We start from the raw sequence: 23633 nt of genomic DNA, 5'->3' as shown, positions 1-23633 counted from the left end.
CCGGTCTGTAGGAGAATACCACGAATGCAGATCACCAACTAGAATGGGTTTATTGGGCCAGCGCTGCCACACCGGGCAGAGTTTTGCCCTCCATCCATTCCAGGAACGCACCGCCGGCGGTCGAGATGTAGGTGAAGTCCTGCGCGGCACCCGAGGCGTTGAGGGCTGCAACCGTATCGCCGCCACCGGCGACCGACACAAGTTTGCCCGCCCGCGTCAGTTCTGCGGCTTTCAATGCAGCGGCATTTGTCGCCGCGTCGAAGGGTTCCAGTTCGAATGCCCCCAATGGGCCGTTCCAGATCAGAGTCTTGCTCTGTTCGAAGATGGTGCAGATTGCGGCGACGCTGTCCGGCCCGGCGTCGAGGATCATCGAATCTGCGGGGCACTTGTGCGCTGGGACGACCTTGTGTGGGGCGTGTGCTTCGAATTTCTCTGCAACGACAACATCGCTGGGCAGGACGATCCGGCAGCCTGCCTTGTCTGCTTTTGCCATGATTTCGGCTGCGGTATCGGTCATCGCGTGCTCGGCCAACGATTTACCAACGTCCAGCCCTTTGGCCAGCAGAAAGGTGTTGGCCATGCCGCCGCCGATGATCAGGTTGTCGACCTTCTCGATCAGGTTGCCCAGCAGATCCAGCTTGGTTGATACCTTGGCCCCACCGACCACGGCGGTCACCGGACGCTGAGGGTTGCCCAGAGCGGCTTCGAGTGCGCTGAGCTCTGCCTGCATCAGGCGCCCGGCGCAGGAGGGCAGAAGGCGCGCCAGTGCCTCGGTCGAACTATGCGCCCGATGAGCCGCCGAGAAAGCGTCATTGCAGTAGATGTCTCCCATCTTGGCCATACCTTCGGCCAAGGTCATGCTGTTCTGGGTCTCTTCGGCGTGAAAGCGGGTGTTCTCCAGCAGCAAGACCTCGCCGTCGCCCTGGTTTGCGGCAGCGATTTCAGCCTCGTATCCGACGCAATCCTCTCCGAAGCGGACCTTGGTTCCAAAGGCGGCTTCCAGCGCGGGCACCAGCTGTTTCAGCGACAGGTTCTGCCGACGCTCACCGCCGGGCCGGCCGAAATGGGCCAGCAGGATGGGTTTGCCGCCAGCGGCCAGAATGTCGCGCACCGTGGGCACGATCCGCTGGATCCGGGTGTCATCGGTCACGGCGCCATCCAAAACCGGGACGTTGATGTCCACGCGCACAAGAACGCGTTTGCCCTGCAAATCCATGTCGTCCAGAGTTTTCCAGCCCATCGTGTCATCCTCGCCGTTGTCACCACGCGTAAGCGGTTCTTTTCCTGCATTTTGCCCTCAGGTCAATGCGTCACTTGGCTTTCGCGCGTCCGGCGCATAGGTATTTGCGCAAATCAATTCCACAGGAGGGCCCCATGGCCGAGATCAAGGATCCCGAAAACACCATCATCATCGAGCTGAAGGACGGCAACGTCGTCATCGAGCTGCTGCCAGACGTGGCGCCTCAGCACAGCGAGCGCATGAAGGAACTGGCGCGCGCGGGCGAGTATGACAACGTGGCCTTTCACCGGGTGATCGACGGCTTCATGGCGCAGACCGGCGACGTGCAGCACGGCGACATGGAAGACGGCTTCAACATCCGCATGGCAGGCACTGGCGGGTCGTCTTTGCCGAACCTGCCGGCCGAGTTTTCCAAGCTGCCGCATGACCGAGGCACGCTGGGTGCCGCCCGTTCGGCCAACCCGAACTCGGCCAACTCGCAGTTCTTCATCAACTTCAAGGACAACCATTTCCTGAACGGCCAATACACCGTCTATGGCCGTGTGATCGAGGGGATGGAGCATGTCGATGCCATCACCCGGGGCGAGCCGCCTGCGAACCCCGACCGCATGATCAGCGTCAAGGTGGCCGCCGATGTATAAGCTGGCCGCCGTTTTTACCTTGTTGGCCAGCCCCGCGCTGGCCGCAGGCCTGCAGATCGAAGTCGAGGGTGAGGCCAACGGCACGATCACCATCGACCTGTTCGAAGACGTCGCGCCCAAGCATGTCGAGCAGATCACCGCTCTGGCCGCCGAAGGCAAGTATGACGGGGTGGTGTTCCACCGCGTGATCGAGGGGTTCATGGCACAGACCGGGGACGTGGAATACGGTAAACTGGGCAGCGACATGCGTCGCGCCGGTACCGGCGGTTCAAGCCGTCCGGACCTTCCTGCCGAGTTTTCCGAAGTTCCATACGAGCGCGGAATTGTCGGAATGGCTCGCGCAAGCAATCCAAACAGCGCAAATTCGCAGTTCTTCATCATGTTTGAACCGGCCCCGACCTTGAATGGCCAGTACACGGTGGTGGGCAAGGTGACCGACGGCATGGATGTGGTTGATGCGATCAAACGCGGCACAGGCCCGAACGGCGCTGTGGTCGGTCAACCGGACGTCATGACCAAGGTGACCGTCACCGAATGATCTCTAGACCCGGCGCGGATTGCGCGCCGGGTTGCCCGCGCACGGCGCTTCACGTCCCTGTGTAAGGGGCTTGGCCCGGCCGCACGGCCTGACGCACGATGGCAGGTAGCCAAAGGTGCCTCATGCGATGCCGTCTGTTTGCCCTTCTGCTGTTCTGCGCAACCGCGGTGTCCGCGGACCCGAACCTGTGGCGCGACGAATGGCCCAAAACCGATTTTTCGGTCACCACGATCGGTGACTGGTCCGAAGTCCGGTCCGGCGGACCGCCGAAAGACGGCATCCCGGCCATCGACAAGCCCGAGTTTGGCCCAGCTACGGCGGAAACCGTGCTGGGGCTGACCGAGGCCGTGATCACGGTGGAACTGCCCGGTACGCGCCCGCGCGCCTATCCCCTGCGTTACCTGATCTGGCATGAAATCGTGAATGATCGGATCGGCAACCGTCCAGTCGCGGTTACATATTGCCCATTGTGCAATTCGGGGCTGGTTTTTGATCGGCGTATCCCGGGACGGGTTCTCAGTTTCGGCGTGTCCGGCAAGCTGCGAAATTCGGACATGATCATGTATGACCGCGAAACCGAAAGCTGGTGGCAGCAAGCCACCGGCGAGGCGATTGTGGGCCAGTTGACCGGTGCTCAGTTGACAGCGCTGCCAGCGTGGATGGAAGGGTGGGATCAGTTCCGCAAGCGCAATCCCGACGGTCTGGTGATGGCCGAGCCGAATTTTGCGCGGGACTACGGGCGCAACCCTTATCGCGGGTATGACAGCGCGCGCAGACCGTTCCTGTATGACGGCGCGCTGCCTCCGCATGGTATTCAACCGCTCGAACGGGTGGTGCGTGTCGGTGAGCGGGCCTGGCCTCTGACGCGATTGCGTGCGGCTGGGCGATTGTTAGAAGCAGGCGTTGTCATCGTTTGGTCGGCGGGGCAGGCTTCGGCTCTGGACGCCGGGCGCGTCGACAAGGGACGTGACATAGGATCGATCCGCGTCATGGATGGTGCCGGACGGGATGTCGTGCATGATGTGATGTTCGCGTTTGCCTTCCACGCCTTCTGGCCCGACGGTATCTGGATGACAGGGCGCTGACCCGCGCGCCGCGCGATCAATTCACCTGTCTGGCAACGCTCCGCGTCCAGCCGCTCAGGCCGCGTCGGATGCGGGCCAAAAGACCGTATTCGTTCACATGCTTTTTGTAGGCTCGGTAGGACGGTGCGCGTGACAGGCAGCGCTCTTCGTGCCAGGCCCGTGCGAAATAGATCAGGTTCACACCCAGCAGGGCCAGACAGTTGGCCAGACCTGCCCAGAAGTCGACCGCGATGAACGGGATCGAAATCATCCACCAGGTGATGTTCTTGCTGATGTAGGACGGGTGTTTGCTGATGTTGTAGGGAAAGTCGCAGGCCAGCCCGCGATAGGTCAGGTTCGAGAACCGCAGACCCATGCGCGCGGCGGTCAGACAATAGACCGCCAGGAAGAACAGGATGGTGCCGCCCCACAATCCGTAGAGGACAGGGTAATCCCACAGCCAGACACCCCAGGCGAAGCCATCCTCGACATAGTTGAAATAGCTGCGCGACAGCAGTTGCCAGAACGGGGCATAGCAGATCACGCAGACCAGCCATCCGCTCACCGTCGTCTCGGTCCAGCGGATGTGAGAGGTCAGAAGCCGTGTGGCGGTGGCATAGCCGATGGTGACGATTGTCAGGTCCAGAAAGAAGGCAAAGCGGTAGAGATATGCATAGACCTGCTGAAAGTCCTGCGCATCCCACAGCGAACGGGTCTGCAGAAAGCTCCAGTCATAAACCAGATAGCAGAACATCAGTGGCAGAAAGAACCCTTTGACGCCCAGCCCAAGAAGAAAGGATTTCAACTCGCGGGCCCCGGTGGATTGGCGACCAAAAGACAAAACCACACGCCCCAGATGCCACATGCCGTCGCGAGGATGTCGCATCGAGAAATGAACCGCCGTGACAACGGAAAGGACAATCGCAAGGATCAGCGGCCAGTAGTCGCCGAACAGCGAAAAGAACGGCTGATACCATTCATCCCGGTAGAGGTCGGCGGTGGAGTAGAACAGCGCAAGCAGCGCAAGACTGGCCGACAGACCAATAAGTTTGATCCAGAAATCAGCCAGATACGCCGGGTCTTTGAAGTTTTCCGGGTTGTAGACCAAGCCGCTGCCCGGCTTGCGATGAATTCGCGCTATGAAAATCTCGGATAGGGCCAGAATGGCAAAGATCGTCAGAGCGAACAGAACAGTCTGATCCCGATCAGAGACCGCGCCGAGGTCTGGCCAGAGATAATGAACCAGCGGAATACTGGCCATCGCAATCCAGGCGGTGGATGCGGGAATTGCGGAAGCGGGGCGCCGGAACTTTGGCCAGGAAATCATGATCAGGTCTTTCACAGAGTTCTGCGAATTCTGGCGGTTCGTTCCGGAAATTCAACCACCCTGATCCGACCGGTCGAATTCTTGCCGCGGGTGTGGCCCACGCAACCGTATAACAGAGTCACCTCCCGGCGTGGGCCGGGAGGGGTCTTGCATTAGTAGGACGAGTTTCTATTCGTCCGAGGCCATCATCTTCCAGATCGCGGCTCCCAAAGCGCCGCCGATCAGCGGGGCGACCCAGAACAGCCACAGCTGCGCCAAGGCGGGGCCATCGGCAAACAGCGCCACCCCGGTCGAGCGGGCCGGGTTCACCGACGTATTGGTGACCGGGATCGAAATCAGGTGGATCAGCGTCAGCCCAAGACCGATGGCAATGGGCGCGAACCCGGCCGGAGCCTTTTCGGATGTCGCGCCTAGAATGATGATAAGGAAGAAGGCGGTCAAAACGATCTCGATCACCAGCGCCGACATCATCGAGTATCCTTCGGGCGAGGCCTCGCCATACCCGTTCGAGGCAAAGCTGCCAACGCCTTCGAAGCCGGGTGCGCCGCTGACGATCACGTACAGAACGGCTGCGGCCAGTATCGCTCCAAGCACCTGCGCAGCCCAGTAGGGCAGCAGATCCTTGGACGGGAAACGCCCACCGATCATCAGCCCGAGGCTGACGGCGGGGTTGAAGTGACCACCCGATATGTGGCCGACCGCAAAGGCCATGGTCAGGACCGTCAGGCCGAAGGCGAACGACACGCCCAGCCATCCGATGCCCACATCGGCGACCCCGGCAGCCAGCACTGCGCTGCCACAACCGCCGAGAACCAGCCAGAACGTGCCGAAGAATTCGGCCATCAGTTTTGCTCGCATGATAAAACCTCCCAATTTCAACGAGGTGAAGTTTAATTCAAAAAACACCTTTTGTGAAAATGTATCGCGCGTGCAGGGCTTTGCGGCCCTGATAGGGGTCCGGATTGTTGCCTGATGGGCATAGAAAAACGCCGCGGACAGTGGCCGCGGCGTTCTTGGAATTCGGTACTCGGAGCGGTTTACTGGCTGACTTCAGCCGCCGGATTGGCTCCGGTTTTGCCGCTGCGTCCCGGGTTCAGCGGATCGTCCTGACGCTGAACCGAGCCTTCGAAATGCGCGCCGCTTTCGATGGCGATGGTCTTGTGGATGATGTCGCCCTCAACCCGGGCGGTCGAGGTCAGACGTACTTTCAGACCCCGTACACGACCCACGATGCGGCCGTTCACAACCACGTCGTCCGCGGTCACTTCGCCTTTGATGGTCGCGGTTTCGCCGATAGTCAGCAGATGCGCACGGATGTCGCCTTCGACGGTTCCTTCGACCTGGATGTCACCGGTGGTCTTGATATTGCCGGTGATGTGCAGGTCCGACGACAGAACCGATGCCGGCGGCTTGGGCTTGGGCGCGGTGCTTGCGGCCTTCTGTTCGGTCGGGGCAGGGGTCGCCTGAGGCGCCGGGGCTGCCGGCTTGGCCGTTTCGGATGCCTTGGGTGCGGGCTCGTTGATTTTGCTTTTAGAAAACATTGTTCGCAGCCTTGATGAAGTCCATTGGGTTTACAGGTTTTCCGTTCACGCGCACCTCGTAGTGCAGATGCGTTCCGGTCGACCGTCCGGAATTACCCATATCAGCAATGTGATCCCCGCGCGAGACCCTTTGGCCGACCTTCACGCGGATCTTCGAGTTATGGGCATAAAGTGTCTCAACCCCGAAGGCGTGCTTGATCTTGACCAGACGGCCATAGCCGGATTGCCAGCCCGCATGGGCCACGACACCGTCGGCGGTGGCGAAGATATCCGTGCCTGTCGGAGCCGCAAAGTCGGTGCCTTTGTGCATCCGGCGCCCGCCGGTTTTGGGGTCGCGGCGATAACCATATCCGCTGGTGAACCGGAACGCCGATTTGACCGGTGTGGCAAACGGGGCCTTTTCGGCCGCTATGCGATACAGATTCAGCTGGTCCATCTGCTGCAGAAGCTGATTTGCGCGCACCTCATCTGCCGAAAGCTCTTCGCCGCGGGTGCTGAAGGAAATCGGCGTCAGCGGGCCGCCCATGCCGCTGTAGCCGCGCCGCACTTCGTCAAGCATCCGGTCGGTGGGCATTCCGGCCTCGCGGAACATCTTGTCCAGCGGTTCAACCGAGATCACCATGGCTTCTTCCAACTGGCGGAAGATCTCGTCATTGCGTTCCTGCATCAGCAGGATTTCCAGCTCAAGCTCATCGCGCTGGTCCAGTGCCGCCTGTGCATCAGTTGCGATCTGGTCCCGCTGCTGTGCTGTCCGGGTCAGGGCGTCAGCCATGAATTCGATCTGTGCCGGAGCGGCAGAGGCGAACATCGCAACCGATGCGCCATCGGATTTCTCCTGAAGCTCGGCGAGTTGCGCCCGGGCTTCCTCACGTTGCTTCATGGTCGACCGCAGGGTGGTCTGAATGACCTCGATGCCGGTTTCCAGCTCGCGTCGACGGTTTTCGGATTCCAGCAGTTCCGACTGCATCGCCGAGATCTGCTGAAGCGCCGAGTTGAACCGGGCGTGTGCGGCCAGTGCTTCCTGAGCCCGCGCGTCGCGTTCCTGCGACAGGATGTTCAGCCGTTCCTGATAGGTCGCCTGATCGCGTTTGGCCTGTTCACGGAAATTGCCCGACCCGATGCTGTCCATCAGCAGGATCGCCGTGGCGACCGCCGTCCAGCCGACCATGATCGAAACGCCAAGTGCGGCCACGATCTGTGTCTCCGAACTGAGCCGGATGAAGCGCGTGTCATTGTCGGATTTCAGGAAGACCCGGCGTTCCGGGAAGTGCCGTTCGAGCAGTGAGTGTAGTTTGATTGCCAGACGTGTTCTCACGCGCCTTACCTCTCATCCCCAATGTCGGGACCGGTCGTGAGTGGATCGCCGCCCCTTGGGCCGATTGCTTAAAGGGCCGGTCCCGGTTGGGCAAGTTTGTTAACCGATTGGTCGACAATTACGGTGTTTTCCCGCACGTCATCGGCAGAAAATTGCCGAAAGCGGCGCGTTTCCGTCAGCGTTACGCGTCTCCCGGGGGCGGCAGATCCTCGGTCAAAGGCCAATAGAAATCGGGCGGCAGGCCGGCTTCGGCCCGCTTTTCCTCGTTGAAGGGCGGCTTGAGCGCGCCATGGAAATAGCGCCGGACCAGTTGGTGGAACACGTCCTTGGGGTCGGCATTCTCGCGGCCGCACAGAAAGTGGAACCATTTCGAGCCATAGGCTACATGCCCGACTTCTTCGGCATAGATCACTTCAAGCGCGGCCACGGCCTGATCGGCCTTGGCCTTGCGGAAGATGTCGATCATGCCCGGTGTCACGTCGAGGCCGCGCGCCTCGAGCACCATCGGCACCACCGCCAGCCGGCCCATCAGGTCTTCGGCGGTGTCCTCGGCCGCACGCCACATCCCGGCATGGGCCGGGAGGGCGCCGTAGTGGCTTCCCATCGCTTCCAGGCAGTCGCAGACCATTTCGAAATGGCGCGATTCCTCCTCGGCGCATTTTACCCAGTCGTCGTAGAAACCGACCGGCATCGGCACATGCCCGAACCGGGCGATGATGTCCCAGTGCAGGTCCACGGCATTCAACTCGATATGGGCCACAGCGTGCAGCAGCGCGATGCGTCCAGCCTCCGAGCCGGGGCGACGGCGCGGCACGTCGCGCGGCGACAGCAGCTCGGGCTTGTCAGGACGCGACGGATGCAACGGTGGCGTGGCTGTTCCGACTTCGATCGCGGGGGCGTCGCCGTTGCGCGCTGCAAACCATTCGGCGGCATAGCGTTTGGAAAGGGCGGTCTTGGACCGCCCATCCGCAGTGGTCAGAACCTCGGTTGCCATCTGGGTCAGGGTTTTGGCCACGGTAATCCTCGGGTTGGATGAAAACTGCCGCCTCTTAGACCGGATGGCCCGCAGCGTCAAAGCGCGCGTACGGCCTCCAGCACCTCATCCACATGGCCGGGAACTTTGACCTTGCGCCAGACGCGGGCGATCTTTCCGTCGGCGTCGATCAGGAAGGTCGAGCGCTCGATCCCCATCGACTTCTTGCCATACATGTTTTTTTCGACCCAGACGCCGTAATCCTCGCACACGGTCGAACCTTCGTCGGACAGCAGCGGAGTGGTCAGCCCGTGCTTGGCGACGAACTTGTCGTGTTTGGCAACGCTGTCGCGAGAGATGCCGAAAACCTGTGCGCCGGCGTCTGCAAAGGTTTGAAGCTGCTCCGAGAAACCGATGGATTCCTTGGTGCAGCCCGGCGTATCATCGCGGGGATAAAAGAACAGAACAACGGGACGACCGCGCAGGTCCGACAGGGTAACCGTGCCGCCGCCATCGCGGGGCAAGGTGAAATCGGGGGCGATGTCTGCAACGTCAGGCATTTTGAACTCCGGTCAGGATTTGTAGGTGATGCCGCGTATCATAGGGCGGCTCGGGCAGGTTGAAAGACGTGGACGGCAAATTGGCGCAAGACGAACAGGACGAGGCTGAGAAGGGCGGGAAACCGCCGCGCCCCCGATCCCGTCGGCGGACAGCCGGGCTGTGGGCATTGCGCGGGGTGTTCCTGCTGGTGTTTCTGGCCGTCCTGTCCGGGGTCATGGTGTTTGGCCATCGGATCCACGCGCCGGAATGGCTGCGCGACCGGGTCGAAACGCGTCTGGAAAACGCTTTGGGCGGCCTGCAGATCCGGTTCGGCGATGTCAGCTTTATCATCAATCAGGAATGGCGCCCGCGTCTGCGGCTCAGCGATGTTTCGATCAGCGACGCCGAGGGGCGCCAAATCGCTCAGGTCTCAAGCATGCAGGCCAGCCTGGCGATGCGCCCGCTGCTGCGCGGCCATGTCCGGCCCAAGCGGATCACCCTCAACGGCGCGCAGATCGCATTGACCCGAGCCGAGGACGGATCGCTCTCGCTGACCGTCGGTTCCGGCAGCGCGCCCGTGCAGAATGCGCCAACCTTGGCCGAATTGATCGAACAGTCCGATCAGGTGTTCCTGTCACCGGTCCTGTCGGCCCTGACCTCGGTCGAGCTTGACGCCATTACGCTGGATTATCGGGATCTGCGCCTTGGGCGGTCCTGGGTTCTGGACGGCGGGCATATTCTGGCGACGCGGAGCGAAGGCGCCCTGCGCTTGGCGACCGGGTTCTCGGTGTTGGCGGGCCGTGACTATGTCAGCATGATCGAAGCGAACTACACCAGCACGCTCGGCTCACCCGAGGCGCAGTTCGGGATTTCGATCACCGATCTTCCGGCGACCGACGTGGCGGCGCAATCCCCGGCACTGGCCTGGTTGCAGGTATTGGACACGCCGATCTCGGGCGCATTGCGCGGCAGTATCGACGGGGCCGGGGCGCTCGGGCCGGTATTTGCAACCTTGAACCTTGGGGCCGGGGCCGTTCAGCCCAACCCCGAGACCCGACCGGTTCCGTTCGACTCGGCCCGCACGTATTTCACCTATGACCCGGCGCAGCAGGTTCTGGATTTCAACGAGGTTTCCGTGGTGTCGGGCTGGGGCAGCGTACAGGGCGAGGGCAAAGCCTATCTGAAGGGTGTAGAGGCCGGCGCGCTGGAAAGCATGGCGGTGCAGTTCCGTCTGAACGGTATCCGGGTGAACCCAGCCGACCTGTTCGTTGATGCGCTAGAGGTCAAGCAGGCCGATCTGGACTTCCAAGTGCGCCTGAACCCGTTCCGGCTGCAGCTGGGGCAGGTCGTGGTCGAAGATGGCGAAGACCTGTTGCGCGCTTCGGGCGAGCTTGTGGGCCTGCCGGAGGGGTGGAGCGTGGATCTGAACGCGCGGCTGGGGCACATGGCTTCGGACAAGCTGCTGCATTACTGGCCGCCCCGATTGGCTCCGAAGCCGCGCAAATGGGTGACCGAGAACCTGTACAAAGGCAATCTGTCGGACATGGACTTTGTTCTGAGGCTGCGGCCCGGAGACTCCAAGCCCGAACTGTATCTTGATTTCGATTTCGATAATGCTCTGGTTCGGTTTGCCAAGACCTTGCCGCCGATCCAAGGCGGGCGTGGGCAGGCCACGCTGATTGGCCGTCGGTTCACGGTGACGGCCCGCAAGGGCGTCGTGATCGCTGATGACGGTGGCGCGGTTGATGCCTCTGGGACGTCGTTCATCATCCCAGATACCGACATCAAAAAGAACACACCGGGCATCGTGCGTGTTCAGGCCAGTGGCAGTGTGACCTCGGCCTTGTCGTTGCTTGACCGGGCGCCACTGCAATTGCTGACCAAGGCAAACCTTCCGGTTGATCTGGCTTCGGGCAGCGTGCGACTGGGCGGCACTCTGTCTCTGCCCTTGATCAAGGGGCTGAAATTCGAGGACACGCAATTTCACTTTCTGGGTGAATTGATTGATCTGGATACGGAAAAACTGGTTCCGGGCTTTCGCATCAGCGCTGCCAAACTGCGCCTGAGCGGGGATCAGACCCAGGTGGCCATAGACGGAGACGGTCTGTTCGGAGAGGTGCCGATAAAGGCAACTTGGCGACAACTGATCGGCGGCAAGACAGCACAACGCAGCACACTCAGCGGGCAGATCGAACTGTCCCCGCGGCTGATGGATGAACTGAAGGCCGGATTGCCGTCCGGTATGCTGACTGGGCAAGGCGTGGCGGAGATCAGTCTTGGAATTGGAGGGGGAGAGCCGACAAAGCTGACCGCGACCTCTGATCTGGTCGGCGTCGGAATGGCAATTCCCGAACTGGGTTGGCAAAAATCCGCAGCCACTGCCGGGACGTTGGTCACCGAGGCGACGCTGGGCGATCAACTGCGAGTGGACAGCCTGCGGATTGATGCCGCCGGATTGCGCGCGGTGGCTTCGATCTCGATCGCAAATGGCGCTTTGGATCGGGTTCAGTTCAGTTCTTTTGAACTGGGCGATTGGTTGGCTGTTCCGGCCGAGTTGATCGGCCGTGGCGCCGCGGCGCCGGATATCCGCGTTCTGGGGGGCGTTCTCAACCTGGGCAAAGCGACGTTCGGCAGTAGCAGCGGCGGCGGCGCGTCATCCGGTCGAGGCCCGAACCTTGACGTGGCGCTGGACCGGCTGCAGGTGACCGAGGAAGTAGCCCTGACCGGTTTGAAGGGCAATTTCGAAACGACCGGAGGGTTGAAGGGTGGATTTTCCGCTCAGGTCAACGGAGGCGCCCCGGTCCAGGGGCAGGTTGTGCCCAGCGGTTCGCGCAGCGCGGTCAGCCTGCAGTCCGTGGACGCCGGTGCGGTACTGCGGTCTGCCGGTTTGTTAACCCAGGCCAGAGGGGGAAAGCTGCAACTCCGGTTGAATCCGGTGGCTGGCCCCGGCAACTACGATCTGACCCTGAAAATCACGGACACGCGGATCCAGGATGCTCCGGCCATGGCGGCGTTGCTGAATGCCATCAGTCTGGTCGGTCTACTGACCGAGATGGCCGGGCAGGGGATCTACTTCTCATCAATCGACAGCGAGATGCGGATCACGCCGACCGAGGTCAAGATTCTCAGCGGCAGTGCGGTTGGACCGTCGATGGGGCTGTCCTTCGACGGGACTGTGGATACCGAACGAAAGTTCCTGAACCTGCGCGGCGCGATCTCTCCGATCTATATGGTGAACGCGATTGGCAGCGTCCTGACCAAGAAGGGCGAGGGCGTATTCGCGTTCAACTATACGCTGGTGGGCCCGATCTCGGCCCCGCAAGTGTCCGTGAACCCGCTGTCCGGTCTGGCGCCACTGTTTCTGCGCAACTTGCTACGAGAACCTGCCCCAACCGTTTCCGACGGCCCCAACGCAACGCCTGTCGCACCGGACGGACCCAGCCCGTCGGTGGGTAGCCGGGGCGAGGACCGCTGACGCAGAGTGTGGCCGAATCTGTTCGGGCGATGTATGGCGCGGCCATGAAGCTGAGTGATTTCGATTTCGACCTGCCTGATGACCTGATTGCCACGCGGCCCGCCAGTCCGCGGTCTTCGGCGCGCCTGCTGGTGGCACAGGGTGACGCGATCTCGGATGATCGGGTGTTCAACCTGCCCGACTGGCTTCGCCCCGGTGATCGGCTGGTGCTGAACGACACGCGCGTCATCCCGGCCCGACTGAGCGGCCGGCGCCACCGTGACAGCGCCCAGGGTCCGGTCTCGGCCGCGATCGAGGCCACCTTGCTGGAGCCCCGCGCGGACGGCACCTGGGGCGCATTGCTGAAACCGCTCAAGAAGATCCGGGTGGGCGAAGAGATCGTGTTCTCCGACGACCTCAGCGCGTTTCTGGAAGGGGTCGCCGACGGCCAGGCCAATCTGCGCTTCAATCTGAAGGGCGATGATTTCGACCGGGCGCTCGAGCAGGCCGGAGCAATGCCTTTGCCCCCCTACATCGCGGCCAAACGGCCGGCGGATGAGCGTGACAAGACCGATTACCAGACCGTTTGGGCACGGCAGGCCGGGGCCGTCGCGGCACCGACCGCCTCTCTGCACTTTGACGAGCCATTGTTGCAGGCCCTTGTGGATCGGGGAGTCGAGTTCACCCATGTTACCCTGCACGTCGGGGCCGGAACGTTCCTGCCGGTCAAGGTCGAGGATGTGACGACCCACAAGATGCACGCCGAATGGGGGCAGGTCAGTCCGAAGGCCGCAGCCGAGATTCAGGCGACCAAAGCCTTAGGTGGCCGTGTCATCCCGGTTGGCACCACGGCCTTGCGACTGATCGAAAGTGCCGCGCGCGATGGATCGATCCGGCCTTGGGAGGGGGAGACCGACATCTTCATCTACCCCGGCTTCCAGTTTCAGGTCACCGACGCGCTGATGACCAATTTTCATCTGCCGAAATCGACGCTTCTGATGCTGGTTTCGGCGCTGATGGGCCGGGACAGGATGCTGCGGGTCTATGATCATGCGATCAAAAGTGGCTATCGCTTCTTTTCCTATGGTGACGCGTCGCTTTTGATCCCTTAGAGGGCGGGATCGCGGGATCGAATCTGGTGAATGTCGTAGACAAGCGCGACCGGGACATCGTTTGATCCTTTAACGAAAGCCATTGTTCAGCGGATTTGGAGTGCAAACATGCTTCAGGTACTTGCCAGCGCGTGGGCGCTTCTACTCGGAATGGGTCTGCTGATGATCGGCAACGGCCTGCAGGGTACCCTGTTGGGTGTCCGGGGCGAGATCGAAGGGTTTTCGACCCTGCAGATGTCATTTGTCATGTCCGCGTATTTCGTGGGCTTTCTGGGCGGATCCCGTCTTGCACCCGAGATGATACGGCGGGTCGGGCACGTGCGGGTCTTCGCGGCGCTGGCGTCCTTCATCTCTGCCGTGATGATCAGCTATCCGATGCTGACCGATCCAATCGCGTGGTCGCTGGGCCGTGTTGTGATCGGGTTCTGCTTTTCCGGCGTGTACGTGACCGCCGAAAGCTGGCTGAACAACGCCGCGAGCAACGAAAACCGTGGCCAGGCTTTGTCGCTTTACATGATCGTCCAGATGATCGGTATTGTCAGCGCGCAGGCACTGATGCTTGTCGGTGACCCGGCCGGGTACGAAACCTTTGTGATTGCCTCGATCCTGGTTTCCGTTTCCTTTGCTCCGATCCTGTTGTCGATTTCACCGACGCCGGCGTTTGATACGACCAAGCCGATGACGCTCAGGCAGTTGATGGACACGTCGCCCTTGGGCTGTGTCGGCATGTTCCTGTTGGGTGGCATCTTCTCGGCTCAGTTCGGCATGGCCGCGGTTTACGGCGCGCGGGCCGGGCTGACACTGGTCGAGATTTCGACCTTCGTGGCGTCATTCTACATCGGCGCGTTGGTTCTGCAGTATCCGTTGGGCTGGTTTTCGGATCGTATGGACCGGCGCCTGTTGATCCTGCTGGTGTCGGTCGTGGGCGGCATCAGTGCGGCGGTGGGCATGGTTTTCGGGGTCGACTTCCCGGTTTTGCTGGCTGCGGCCTTTGTCATCGGTGGAATGTCCAATCCACTGTATTCCCTGCTGATCGCCTACACCAACGACTACCTCGAACACGAAGATATGGCGGCCGCGTCCGGCGGGCTGATTTTCATCAACGGGCTCGGCGCAATTGCCGGCCCGCTGATCACCGGCTGGTTGATGGGGGATGCCGTGTTCGGGCCGTCCGGCTTCTTCCTGTTCATTGCCGCACTACTGTTTGCCATGGCGGTCTATGCGGTCTACCGGATGACCCAGCGGGCCTCGGTGCCCGTGGACGAGACCGGCACCATGTCGCCGCTGTACCCGACGGCATCGCCGGTCGCACTGGAAGTTGCGCAAGAAGTCGCGATCGAAGCGGCGCAGGACGAAGAGGAAGAACACCAACCTGCCTGACCGCCGGATTTATGTCGTCAATGTTGCAATATGTTACTGTAACAAGTCTGTAAAACCGACTTATATGACGTTACGTCCCTCGGGGGGGAACAGACGGAGTCAAGGGCAATGGTTGGTCCTGAAGAAGTACTGAGTTTCTGGTTGGATGAAGTAGGCCCCGAGGGGTGGTACCGCGAAGATGAAGCGCTGGATGCGCAGATACGGGACCGCTTCCTTGAGACATGGCAAGCCGCGTGCGAGGGTAAGTTCTCTCTGTGGTTGACATATCCCAGCGGATCGCTGGCCTACATCATCCTCATGGACCAGTTTCCGCGCAACATGTTCCGGGGCAGCGGCAAAGCCTTCTCGTCCGACAAGGCGGCACTGGCAGCGGCGAAATGTGCCGTCGACAAGGAATGGGATCTGAAGATCGACGAGCCAGCCCGACAGTTCTTCTACCTGCCGATGATGCACTCAGAGAACCTGTGCGATCAGGAGCGCTGTGTGCGCCTGATGTGCCAGCGCATGCCGGAACATGGTGCAAGCAATCTGCTGCATGCCCGCGCCCATCGTGAGGTGATCCGCAAGTTTGGGCGTTTCCCATACCGCAACGCGGCGCTTGCCCGTGAGACCACGGCACCCGAAGCCGCATATGTCAGCGGCGGCGGATACGGCACAACGGTGCGTGAGTTGCAGGCGGCGGGTTAAGCCGCCTCTCCACATCCGCGCAATTCGATCAGCCTGGCCGTTGTGGCATCGACGGCCGTGGTGATTGCGTAATCAATCAGTAGCTGAGGGTTTTCGACCAGTTCGTTGAGGCGGGCCTGCGTGGTTTCCAGCTTGGCCTGGACCTCGTCCAATCGCACCAGCGCCTGCTGAAGCTTCTGCTTCAACTCCGGCTCATCATCTCCCAGGATGCGAATACCGGACAGATCAGCGCGCAGACTTGCAAGATCCTCTCGGACGCCCTGCGCCTGTTCACGCAGCGGCTGAACGATTTGCAGGCTTTCTCTGAAGTTGTCCTGAATATTCTCGACGCTTCGCGCCAGCTTCCAACCAAGGAACAGACACAGAGCCACAAGGATCAGTGTGGCGTTCAAAAGGGCAAGCAACAAATCTTTGAGAGTCTTGGCCATGATTGGTTTCCCTAAAATCTGCAGATCCGAAATTCGAACATGGTTGCAGGTCTTTTCTAGCCTTCAAGGGACGCGGGGTATAGGCTGAATACCGCGCGCTCTTGTTTTGATGACCCTGCGTCACATATGTCGCGGGGCAGCATATTGATGCGTTCAAAAATATAGTTTAACGGTAAACTAGTTTTCAATCGACCTGCGCCGAGAGGTAAACATGGCTGCACAATCCTTTGATCTGATCGTAATCGGTGCGGGCCCCGGCGGCTATGTGGCTGCCATTCGTGCGGCCCAACTGGGCCTCAAGACCGCCGTGGTCGAGCGCGAGCATCTGGGCGGCATCTGCCTGAACTGGGGCTGCATCCCGACCAAGGCCTTGCTGCGGTCGGCCGAAGTGTTCCACCTGATGGAGCGCGCAAAGGACTTCGGTCTGAGTGCCGACAAGATCGGTTACGATCTGGACGCGGTCGTCAAACGCTCGCGCGGGGTTGCCAAGCAACTGACCAGCGGCGTCGGTCATCTGCTGAAGAAGAACAAAGTCACCGTCGTGATGGGCGAGGCGACAATCCCGTCGAAAGGCAAGGTGACGGTCAAGACCGACAAGGGCACCGAGGATCTGACGGCGAAGAACATCATCTTGGCCACCGGTGCCCGTGCGCGCGAGTTGCCGGGCCTGGAAGCAGATGGCGATCTGGTCTGGACCTACAAACATGCGCTGCAACCGGCCCGGATGCCGAAAAAGCTGCTTGTTATCGGGTCCGGAGCGATCGGGATCGAGTTTGCCAGCTTCTACAATACGTTGGGCGCAGACACGACCGTGGTCGAAGTGATGGATCGGGTCTTGCCGGTCGAAGATGCCGAGATCAGCGCGTTCGCCAAGAAATCGTTTGTCAAACAGGGCATGAAGATCATGGAGAAATCCATGGTCAAGCAGCTGGATCGCGGCAAAGGCAAGGTGACGGCTCATATCGAAACCGGCGGCAAGGTCGAAAAGCACGATTTCGATACTGTCATCTCTGCCGTTGGGATCGTCGGAAATGTCGAGAACCTCGGGCTTGAGGCGCTGGGCGTCAAAATTGACCGCACCCATGTGGTGACGGATGCATACTGCCGGACCGGGGTCGATGGCCTCTATGCAATCGGCGACATCGCCGGGGCGCCTTGGCTTGCGCACAAGGCCAGCCACGAAGGCGTGATGGTCGCAGAACTCATCGCTGGCAAACATGCCCATCCCGTGAAACCGGAGAGCATCGCTGGATGTACCTATTGTCATCCCCAGGTCGCGTCGGTTGGCTATACCGAGGCCAAGGCCAAGGAGCTTGGCTTTGATGTCAAGGTGGGCCGCTTCCCGTTCATCGGCAATGGCAAGGCAATTGCATTGGGCGAGCCGGAAGGCATGATAAAAACCGTATTCGACGCGAAAACCGGCGAGTTGCTGGGCGCCCATATGGTTGGTGCGGAAGTGACCGAACTGATTCAGGGCTATGTCGTCGGTCGCCAGTTGGAGACTACCGAAGAAGACCTGATGAATACAGTCTTCCCGCACCCGACCTTGTCGGAAATGATGCATGAATCGGTTTTGGACGCCTACGGGCGCGTGATCCACATGTAAAACGGTCTGTCCGCGGGCTGCGGCTTATGGGGGCGGTGCCCCCGGCCGCGTTGCCCGCGACACCCCCGGGATACTGCCGGCCAGATGAAGTTCGCATCCGCGCTTCACCCGGCTCGGAGTATCCCGGAGCGCAAGGCAGCGCCTTGCGATATTCGCGGCTATCGGCTCAGAGCGTCCAGAATTCGGGCCCACGAGCGGATCCCTTTGTGAAAGCTCTTCACGTCGTATTTTTCATTGGGCGAATGGATTGCGTCATCGTCGTTGGCATAGCCGACCAACATTGAATCCAGACCCAGGACCGTATTGAAATACCCCACCACCGGGATCGATCCTCCCATGCCGGTGAAAACGGCTTCGCGCCCCCATTCGTCGGACAGTGCGGCGCGTGCCGCTTCGAATTCCGGGCGATCCAGGTTCATCACGGATGCGGGGGAGCCTTCGAGATCATTGTCCCAGACGACTTTGGCGTCAGCAGAGAGCCGGTCTTCAACATGCTTCCGGATCTTGTCGCGCAGTTTGTCCGGGTCCATTTCACCGACCAGGCGACAGGTGATCTTGCAATGTGCCTGGCTGGGGATCACCGTTTTCGAACCGGCGCCGTTGTAGCCGCCCCACAATCCGTTGATCTCCAGCGTCGGGCGCGCCCACTGCTGTTCCAGGGTCGAGTACCCATTCTCACCATGCGGTCGCGTGTAACCCACCGAGTTGAGGTATTCGGCCTCGTCGAAACCACAGTTCTCCCACTGGCGCAGCTGCTCGGCGGAGACTTCGTGGACCCCTTCGTAGAAACCTTCCACAGCGACCCGTCCGGTTTCCTCATCGTAGAACGAGGCAACGATCCGCGAGATTTCCCGCAGCGGGTTCAAGCCGGGGCCGCCGTAGTGGCCGGAATGCAGGTCGATGCGCGGACCGATGATGGTGAATTCGTCCTTGAGCATGCCGCGCAGTTGCGATGCGATCGAGGGCACACCGCGTGAGACCATCGAGGTGTCGCAGACCAGCGCCAGATCGGCCTTCAACTCTTCCTTGTTGGCCTCAAGAAATGGGACCAGCGAAGGTGAACCGGATTCCTCTTCGCCTTCGAAGAAAAACGTGATGCGGCAAGGCAGCTTGCCGTTGACCGCCTTCCAGGCGCGGCAGGCTTCGACAAAAGTCATCAACTGGCCCTTGTCATCCGAAGAGCCCCGTCCGCGGATGACCTGACCGTGTTCTGTCTCTTCCAGCGCCGGGTCGAACGGGTCACGGTTCCACAGGTCCAAGGGATCAACGGGCTGCACATCGTAATGGCCGTAGAACAGCACGTGCGGGGCGTCCGCATCGTCGCCGACATGGCCCACGACCATCGGGTGGCCCGGGGTCGGGTGCTTTTTCGCATCGATCCCGATGCTTTTGAGGTCGTCGACCAACCAGTCGGCCGCCTTGTCCACGTCTTTCTTGAAGGCCGGATCGGTGGAAATCGACGGGATTCGCAGAAACTCCATCAGCCGCTCGATGGAGGCTGAGAGGTCAGAGTCGATTTTGCTCAGAGTGGCGTCAAGCGACATGGGTGTACTCCTGAATGGATGAGATATTGCGGCGGACCCTAACAGCGCTGGCAGCGCCGTCCAGCCCGTAGCGGCGGGAAAACGCGCGTCTGATCGGAAACATTCTGCGCTAAACGGCACATAACCTGCGTCGTTTCCTCGCGCCTTATGGTCTCAACTTTACTTGTCGCTGCGGGTTCAAGGCGATAATTGATGCAAATCAAAGTTGCGACCCCTGTCTGGGCGTTAGGCAGGAAACCTGAAAATAGGCGCGGATGCGGCCGAAAATCGGTTATGATACGCATCGGAACACAGCCTTGCCGTGCAATCACCCTGCGGCGGGGTCACGAAGGAGGGTCCTTTGGACTACACTGCTCAGCTCGACTCAGCGATTGCCAGGCTGCACGACGAAGGCCGTTACCGGACCTTTATCGACATCGAACGCCGCAACGGACATTTTCCCCATGCCGTGCGTACGCGTCCGGACGGGTCACAGCAGAACATCACCGTCTGGTGCGGCAACGACTACCTTGGCATGGGGCAGCACCCCGTCGTGCTGGCGGCGATGCACGAGGCGATCGACGCAGCCGGAGCGGGCTCTGGCGGGACGCGCAACATCTCGGGGACGACCGTCTACCACAAGCGGCTCGAGGCCGAGCTGGCCGACCTGCACGGCAAGGAAGCGGCCCTGCTTTTCACCAGCGCCTACATCGCCAATGACGCCACGCTCAGCACGCTGCCCAAGCTGTTTCCCGGGCTGATCATCTATTCCGACGAACTGAACCACGCGTCGATGATCGAAGGGGTCCGCCGCAATGGCGGGGCCAAGCGGATCTTCCGTCACAATGACGTTGAGCACCTGCGCGAGCTGCTGCAAGCCGACGATCCGGCGGCGCCGAAGCTGATTGCGTTCGAGTCGGTCTACTCGATGGATGGCGACTTCGGTCCGATCGAACAGATCTGCGACCTGGCCGACGAATTTGGCGCGCTGACCTATATCGACGAAGTGCACGCGGTTGGGATGTACGGCCCGCGCGGCGGCGGTGTGACCGAGAGGGACCGCCTGGCGCACCGCATCGACATCATCAATGGCACTTTGGCCAAAGCCTACGGCGTGATGGGTGGGTATATCGCAGCAAGCGCGAAGATGTGCGATGCGGTCCGTTCATATGCCCCGGGCTTCATCTTCACCACCTCGCTGCCACCATCGGTTGCGGCGGGTGCTGCGGCCTCGGTGGCGTATCTCAAGACAGCGCCCGAACTGCGTGAGCAGCATCAGACCCAAGCCAAGATCCTCAAGCTGCGACTGAAGGGTCTGGGCTTGCCGCTGATCGATCACGGCAGCCACATCGTTCCGGTGATCGTGGGCAACCCGGTGCACACCAAAAAGCTCAGCGACATGCTGCTGGACGACTACGGGATCTACGTGCAACCGATCAATTTCCCGACCGTTCCGCGGGGGACGGAGCGTCTGCGCTTTACGCCTTCGCCGGTTCATGGACCCAACGAGATGAACCGTCTGGTCCAGGCCATGGACGAACTTTGGTCACATTGTGCGCTAAATCGCGCCGAACTTGCTGGTTAACCTAACGCCGACATGTGCAACTTGTTTGCCGCGTGTTAAGCTTACGCTAACAAAAGTAGCGGACGAATCGTTATGGGGATGATTCGCCGTTAGCGTGAAACACGCGATGGGCAGAATGGGGCAGCAGGAATGATTGGGCGCAGAACACAGCGCAATTCCGAAGAAGACGTGGACGTCAGGCCCAAGGGGTTCGACGACTACGAAGTACGGCTTGGCGACGTGATGCGCGGTGAGCGCGCGACGATGGGCAAGTCTCTTCTCGACGTACAGCGCGAACTGCGGATCAAGGCCAACTACATCGCTGCCATCGAGAATGCCGATCCCGACGCATTCGACACACCCGGCTTCATCGCCGGGTATGTGCGTTCTTACGCCCGTTATCTGGGGATGAACCCTGACGACACTTTTGCTGCGTTCTGCAAGGAAAGCGGGTTCGAAGTGGCCCATGGAATGTCCGCACAGGCATCGGTCGTCAAGAAATCGGTCGGGGACCTTCCGAACCGTGGCCCGATGGGGCGCGATCCGTTCATTTCGCCGAACACGCCCTACATTCCCGGCCGCGAGTCCGTGTTCAGCCAGATCGAGCCGCGCGCCGTAGGCTCGTCGCTTGTCCTGCTCGCGCTGATCGCCGGGATCGGATATGGCGGCTGGTCGGTTCTGAACAAGATCCAGCAGGTTCAGGTCTCGCCCGTCGAACAGGCCCCGGTCGTGCTGTCCGATCTTGACCCGCTGTCGGCCATCCGGACCGAGTCCGGAACGACCGAGGTTGCGGCCGCTGAAATTCCCAGCCCCGAAGCGCTGGACCGTCTCTACCGCCCCCAAGCACTGGATGTACCGGTGATGGTTGCACGGGATGCCCCGATTTCCACACTCGATCCTCGGACCGTAGGCACGTTCCGTCCGCCGGAAGTCCCGGAAATCGCGCTGGCTGAAATTCATACCGTCGAAAGAACTGCCGCGACCCTTCCACAGGTGGTTGAAAAGGTCGACACGTCGCTGAAAATCGTCGCGGTCGAACCGGCCTGGATGCGGGTCACCGCAGCGGATGGCAGCGTGATCTTCGAAGGCACGTTGGGAACCGTCGAAAACGGCAAGAGCTTTGAGGTTCCCCTGACGGAAGAGCCGCCGCAACTGCGGGCCGGTGCGTCGGGCAACGTGTATTTCTCGATGAACGGCGAGCTCTATGGGCCGGCTGGTGCACCGGGAACCGTCGCCAAGGGTGTGGTTCTGTCCAAGGACGCTGTGGCCGAGACTTATGCCGTGGCGGATCTTGAGGCTGAGCAAAACATTGCGCTCAAACAGCTGGTGGCTGAGCTTCAGACACAATCCGCCGAGGCGCCGGCCGAGTGATCTTGCCATTGCGGCGGGCTTGCCCCCGGACTATCTAAAGGCCAGACCCCAGGCTGACGCGGATCCGTTTTCATGTCTCTGAACCATGTGCGCCCTTGGCGCGACATCTATCGCCGCAAATCCCGCCAGATCATGGTTGGCAATGTCCCGGTAGGTGGCGACGCGCCGATTGCCGTTCAGACCATGACCAACACGCTGACGACCGATGTCGCCGCGACCGTGGCGCAGGTACAAGCTGCGGCAGAGGCGGGGGCCGATATCGTGCGCGTTTCGGTCCCGGACGAGGCGTCGTCGAAAGCGTTGAAGGAGATCGTGCGCGAAAGCCCGGTGCCGATCGTGGCGGATATCCATTTCCACTATCGCCGCGGGATCGAGGCCGCCGAGGCCGGTGCCGCCTGCCTGCGCATCAATCCGGGCAATATCGGTGACGAGGCGCGGGTGAAAGAGGTCATCAAGGCCGCACGCGACCACAATTGCTCGATCCGCATCGGCGTGAACGCGGGCAGCCTGGAAAAGCACCTGCTGGAGAAATATGGCGAGCCGTGCCCTGAAGCGATGGTGGAAAGCGGGTTGGAGCATATCCGTATTCTGCAGGATAACGATTTCCACGAATTCAAGATCAGCGTGAAGGCCAGCGACGTGTTCCTGTCGGCCGCGGCCTATCAGGGCATCGCCGAGGCCACCGACGCCCCGATCCATCTGGGCATCACCGAGGCCGGTGGGCTGGTCAGCGGCACGATCAAGTCGGCCATCGGGCTGGGCAACCTGCTGTGGATGGGCATCGGCGACACGATCCGCGTCAGCCTGTCCGCCGATCCGGTCGAAGAGGTGAAGGTCGGGTTCGAGATCCTCAAGTCTCTTGGCCTGCGCCATCGGGGCGTGAACATCATCTCGTGCCCGTCCTGCGCGCGGCAGGGGTTCGACGTGATCAAAACCGTCGAGACGCTGGAACATCGGCTGGAGCATATCAAGACGCCGATGAGCCTGTCGATCATCGGCTGCGTCGTCAACGGCCCGGGCGAGGCGTTGATGACCGATGTCGGTTTTACCGGCGGCGGCGCAGGCTCGGGCATGGTGTATCTGGCGGGCAAGGCCAGCCACAAGATGTCGAACGAACAGATGATCGACCACATCGTCGAGCAGGTGGAAAAGAAGGCGGCCGAGCTGGAAGCCGCGGCCGAGGCGGCGGAGTAGTACTTTAACTTCGATCCGGAACTAATTCATTATAAGCCATTTTTAGGCCCATTTTTGCGGTATCAATCGCGATATCGATTGTCTGGACCGGAGTTCGATTCTTTGAAACCAATGCCTTTCGTGACGGCCCTTGCC

The 23633-nt window shown here is 60.9% G+C and carries 20 protein-coding genes; 11 read left to right on the top strand and 9 right to left on the bottom strand.

Annotated features, from left to right (window positions below):
* Positions 1 to 49: 49 nt before the first annotated feature.
* Positions 50 to 1240: a phosphoglycerate kinase gene (locus ACR0DA_RS07490; RefSeq protein ID WP_170363247.1), complete on the bottom strand. Its 1191-nt coding sequence runs from the start codon at positions 1238 to 1240 to the stop codon at positions 50 to 52.
* Between the two features lie 134 nt (positions 1241 to 1374).
* Between ACR0DA_RS07490 and ACR0DA_RS07485 the strand changes: the two genes are divergently transcribed.
* The 3 genes from ACR0DA_RS07485 to ACR0DA_RS07475 all read left to right on the top strand — a co-directional run bounded on the left by ACR0DA_RS07485 (position 1375) and on the right by ACR0DA_RS07475 (position 3504).
* Complete coding sequence (locus ACR0DA_RS07485) at positions 1375 to 1881, top strand: peptidylprolyl isomerase (protein ID WP_093962382.1); 507 nt, start codon at positions 1375 to 1377, stop codon at positions 1879 to 1881.
* A complete protein-coding gene (locus tag ACR0DA_RS07480) occupies positions 1874 to 2419 on the top strand; it encodes a peptidylprolyl isomerase (RefSeq protein ID WP_170338115.1) in 546 nt (181 codons plus the stop codon). The genes ACR0DA_RS07485 and ACR0DA_RS07480 overlap by 8 nt, the downstream gene beginning before the upstream one ends.
* A gap of 122 nt (positions 2420 to 2541) precedes the next feature.
* Positions 2542 to 3504, top strand: a complete 963-nt coding sequence (locus tag ACR0DA_RS07475; protein ID WP_480753475.1) for a DUF3179 domain-containing protein — start codon at positions 2542 to 2544, stop codon at positions 3502 to 3504.
* Positions 3505 to 3520: 16 nt separating this feature from the next.
* Here the strand turns inward: ACR0DA_RS07475 and ACR0DA_RS07470 are convergent, their stop codons facing one another.
* The 6 genes from ACR0DA_RS07470 to ACR0DA_RS07445 all read right to left on the bottom strand — a co-directional run bounded on the left by ACR0DA_RS07470 (position 3521) and on the right by ACR0DA_RS07445 (position 9199).
* Positions 3521 to 4744 (bottom strand): hypothetical protein, encoded by a 1224-nt coding sequence (locus tag ACR0DA_RS07470; protein WP_480753473.1) that lies wholly within the window; start codon positions 4742 to 4744, stop codon positions 3521 to 3523.
* A gap of 234 nt (positions 4745 to 4978) precedes the next feature.
* Complete coding sequence (gene aqpZ / locus ACR0DA_RS07465; RefSeq protein WP_170338120.1) at positions 4979 to 5668, bottom strand: aquaporin Z; 690 nt, start codon at positions 5666 to 5668, stop codon at positions 4979 to 4981.
* Positions 5669 to 5847: 179 nt separating this feature from the next.
* Positions 5848 to 6351 (bottom strand): bactofilin family protein, encoded by a 504-nt coding sequence (locus ACR0DA_RS07460; RefSeq protein ID WP_170338122.1) that lies wholly within the window; start codon positions 6349 to 6351, stop codon positions 5848 to 5850.
* Positions 6341 to 7666 (bottom strand): M23 family metallopeptidase, encoded by a 1326-nt coding sequence (locus ACR0DA_RS07455; protein ID WP_093962376.1) that lies wholly within the window; start codon positions 7664 to 7666, stop codon positions 6341 to 6343. The genes ACR0DA_RS07460 and ACR0DA_RS07455 overlap by 11 nt, the downstream gene beginning before the upstream one ends.
* Before the next feature lie 181 nt (positions 7667 to 7847).
* Positions 7848 to 8660, bottom strand: a complete 813-nt coding sequence (locus tag ACR0DA_RS07450; protein ID WP_480753913.1) for a ferritin-like domain-containing protein — start codon at positions 8658 to 8660, stop codon at positions 7848 to 7850.
* A gap of 77 nt (positions 8661 to 8737) precedes the next feature.
* Positions 8738 to 9199, bottom strand: a complete 462-nt coding sequence (locus ACR0DA_RS07445; RefSeq protein WP_480753472.1) for a peroxiredoxin — start codon at positions 9197 to 9199, stop codon at positions 8738 to 8740.
* 68 nt (positions 9200 to 9267) lie between these two features.
* Here ACR0DA_RS07445 and ACR0DA_RS07440 point away from each other — a divergent pair, with 68 nt between their 5' ends.
* The 4 genes from ACR0DA_RS07440 to ACR0DA_RS07425 all read left to right on the top strand — a co-directional run bounded on the left by ACR0DA_RS07440 (position 9268) and on the right by ACR0DA_RS07425 (position 15812).
* Positions 9268 to 12654: a YhdP family protein gene (locus ACR0DA_RS07440; protein ID WP_480753470.1), complete on the top strand. Its 3387-nt coding sequence runs from the start codon at positions 9268 to 9270 to the stop codon at positions 12652 to 12654.
* 44 nt (positions 12655 to 12698) lie between these two features.
* The gene (queA, locus tag ACR0DA_RS07435; protein ID WP_480753912.1) at positions 12699 to 13745 is read left to right on the top strand and encodes a tRNA preQ1(34) S-adenosylmethionine ribosyltransferase-isomerase QueA; all 1047 of its coding nucleotides are present in this window, start codon (positions 12699 to 12701) and stop codon (positions 13743 to 13745) included.
* A 108-nt stretch (positions 13746 to 13853) separates the two neighbouring features.
* Positions 13854 to 15125: an MFS transporter gene (locus ACR0DA_RS07430; RefSeq protein ID WP_170358807.1), complete on the top strand. Its 1272-nt coding sequence runs from the start codon at positions 13854 to 13856 to the stop codon at positions 15123 to 15125.
* Between the two features lie 108 nt (positions 15126 to 15233).
* The gene (locus tag ACR0DA_RS07425) at positions 15234 to 15812 is read left to right on the top strand and encodes a DUF924 family protein (protein ID WP_170338132.1); all 579 of its coding nucleotides are present in this window, start codon (positions 15234 to 15236) and stop codon (positions 15810 to 15812) included.
* On the opposite strand, the gene ACR0DA_RS07420 is transcribed toward ACR0DA_RS07425, so the two are convergent.
* Positions 15809 to 16240, bottom strand: a complete 432-nt coding sequence (locus ACR0DA_RS07420) for a hypothetical protein (RefSeq protein ID WP_170338134.1) — start codon at positions 16238 to 16240, stop codon at positions 15809 to 15811. The two genes, ACR0DA_RS07425 and ACR0DA_RS07420, sit on opposite strands and share 4 nt — an antisense overlap.
* Before the next feature lie 211 nt (positions 16241 to 16451).
* Between ACR0DA_RS07420 and lpdA the strand changes: the two genes are divergently transcribed.
* Complete coding sequence (gene lpdA, locus ACR0DA_RS07415) at positions 16452 to 17846, top strand: dihydrolipoyl dehydrogenase (RefSeq protein ID WP_170358809.1); 1395 nt, start codon at positions 16452 to 16454, stop codon at positions 17844 to 17846.
* 158 nt (positions 17847 to 18004) lie between these two features.
* Here lpdA and ACR0DA_RS07410 read toward each other — a convergent pair whose 3' ends face one another.
* Positions 18005 to 19390 (bottom strand): dipeptidase, encoded by a 1386-nt coding sequence (locus ACR0DA_RS07410; protein WP_480753468.1) that lies wholly within the window; start codon positions 19388 to 19390, stop codon positions 18005 to 18007.
* A 340-nt stretch (positions 19391 to 19730) separates the two neighbouring features.
* On the opposite strand from ACR0DA_RS07410, the gene hemA reads away from it, so the two are divergent.
* The 3 genes from hemA to ispG all read left to right on the top strand — a co-directional run bounded on the left by hemA (position 19731) and on the right by ispG (position 23498).
* A complete protein-coding gene (gene hemA, locus ACR0DA_RS07405) occupies positions 19731 to 20954 on the top strand; it encodes a 5-aminolevulinate synthase (protein ID WP_170418337.1) in 1224 nt (407 codons plus the stop codon).
* 129 nt (positions 20955 to 21083) lie between these two features.
* Entirely contained in the window at positions 21084 to 22304 is a 1221-nt protein-coding gene (locus ACR0DA_RS07400; RefSeq protein ID WP_170338648.1) for a helix-turn-helix domain-containing protein, read from the top strand.
* Between the two features lie 72 nt (positions 22305 to 22376).
* Positions 22377 to 23498, top strand: coding sequence for a flavodoxin-dependent (E)-4-hydroxy-3-methylbut-2-enyl-diphosphate synthase (gene ispG / locus ACR0DA_RS07395; RefSeq protein WP_170358814.1), 1122 nt, complete (start codon positions 22377 to 22379; stop codon positions 23496 to 23498).
* The last annotated feature ends 135 nt before the right edge of the window (positions 23499 to 23633 follow it).

It is taken from the genome of Ruegeria sp. CI8, assembly GCF_056536865.1.
This window is presented reverse-complemented; position numbering and strand designations above follow the sequence as displayed.

Excerpts from the sequence above, each read along its gene's own strand:
- ACR0DA_RS07475 (WP_480753475.1), top strand. The coding sequence starts at position 2,542 with ATGCGATGCCGTCTGTTTGCCCTTCTGCTGTTCTGCGCAACCGCGGTG.
- ACR0DA_RS07485 (WP_093962382.1), top strand. The coding sequence starts at position 1,375 with ATGGCCGAGATCAAGGATCCCGAAAACACCATCATCATCGAGCTGAAG.
- ACR0DA_RS07420 (WP_170338134.1), bottom strand. The coding sequence starts at position 16,240 with ATGGCCAAGACTCTCAAAGATTTGTTGCTTGCCCTTTTGAACGCCACA.
- ACR0DA_RS07430 (WP_170358807.1), top strand. The coding sequence starts at position 13,854 with ATGCTTCAGGTACTTGCCAGCGCGTGGGCGCTTCTACTCGGAATGGGT.
- queA (WP_480753912.1), top strand. The coding sequence starts at position 12,699 with ATGAAGCTGAGTGATTTCGATTTCGACCTGCCTGATGACCTGATTGCC.
- ACR0DA_RS07480 (WP_170338115.1), top strand. The coding sequence starts at position 1,874 with ATGTATAAGCTGGCCGCCGTTTTTACCTTGTTGGCCAGCCCCGCGCTG.
- lpdA (WP_170358809.1), top strand. The coding sequence starts at position 16,452 with ATGGCTGCACAATCCTTTGATCTGATCGTAATCGGTGCGGGCCCCGGC.
- ACR0DA_RS07490 (WP_170363247.1), bottom strand. The coding sequence starts at position 1,240 with ATGGGCTGGAAAACTCTGGACGACATGGATTTGCAGGGCAAACGCGTT.
- ACR0DA_RS07445 (WP_480753472.1), bottom strand. The coding sequence starts at position 9,199 with ATGCCTGACGTTGCAGACATCGCCCCCGATTTCACCTTGCCCCGCGAT.
- ACR0DA_RS07425 (WP_170338132.1), top strand. The coding sequence starts at position 15,234 with ATGGTTGGTCCTGAAGAAGTACTGAGTTTCTGGTTGGATGAAGTAGGC.
- aqpZ (WP_170338120.1), bottom strand. The coding sequence starts at position 5,668 with ATGCGAGCAAAACTGATGGCCGAATTCTTCGGCACGTTCTGGCTGGTT.
- ACR0DA_RS07400 (WP_170338648.1), top strand. The coding sequence starts at position 21,084 with ATGATTGGGCGCAGAACACAGCGCAATTCCGAAGAAGACGTGGACGTC.
- ACR0DA_RS07410 (WP_480753468.1), bottom strand. The coding sequence starts at position 19,390 with ATGTCGCTTGACGCCACTCTGAGCAAAATCGACTCTGACCTCTCAGCC.
- ACR0DA_RS07470 (WP_480753473.1), bottom strand. The coding sequence starts at position 4,744 with ATGGCCAGTATTCCGCTGGTTCATTATCTCTGGCCAGACCTCGGCGCG.
- ispG (WP_170358814.1), top strand. The coding sequence starts at position 22,377 with ATGTCTCTGAACCATGTGCGCCCTTGGCGCGACATCTATCGCCGCAAA.
- ACR0DA_RS07450 (WP_480753913.1), bottom strand. The coding sequence starts at position 8,660 with ATGGCAACCGAGGTTCTGACCACTGCGGATGGGCGGTCCAAGACCGCC.
- ACR0DA_RS07460 (WP_170338122.1), bottom strand. The coding sequence starts at position 6,351 with ATGTTTTCTAAAAGCAAAATCAACGAGCCCGCACCCAAGGCATCCGAA.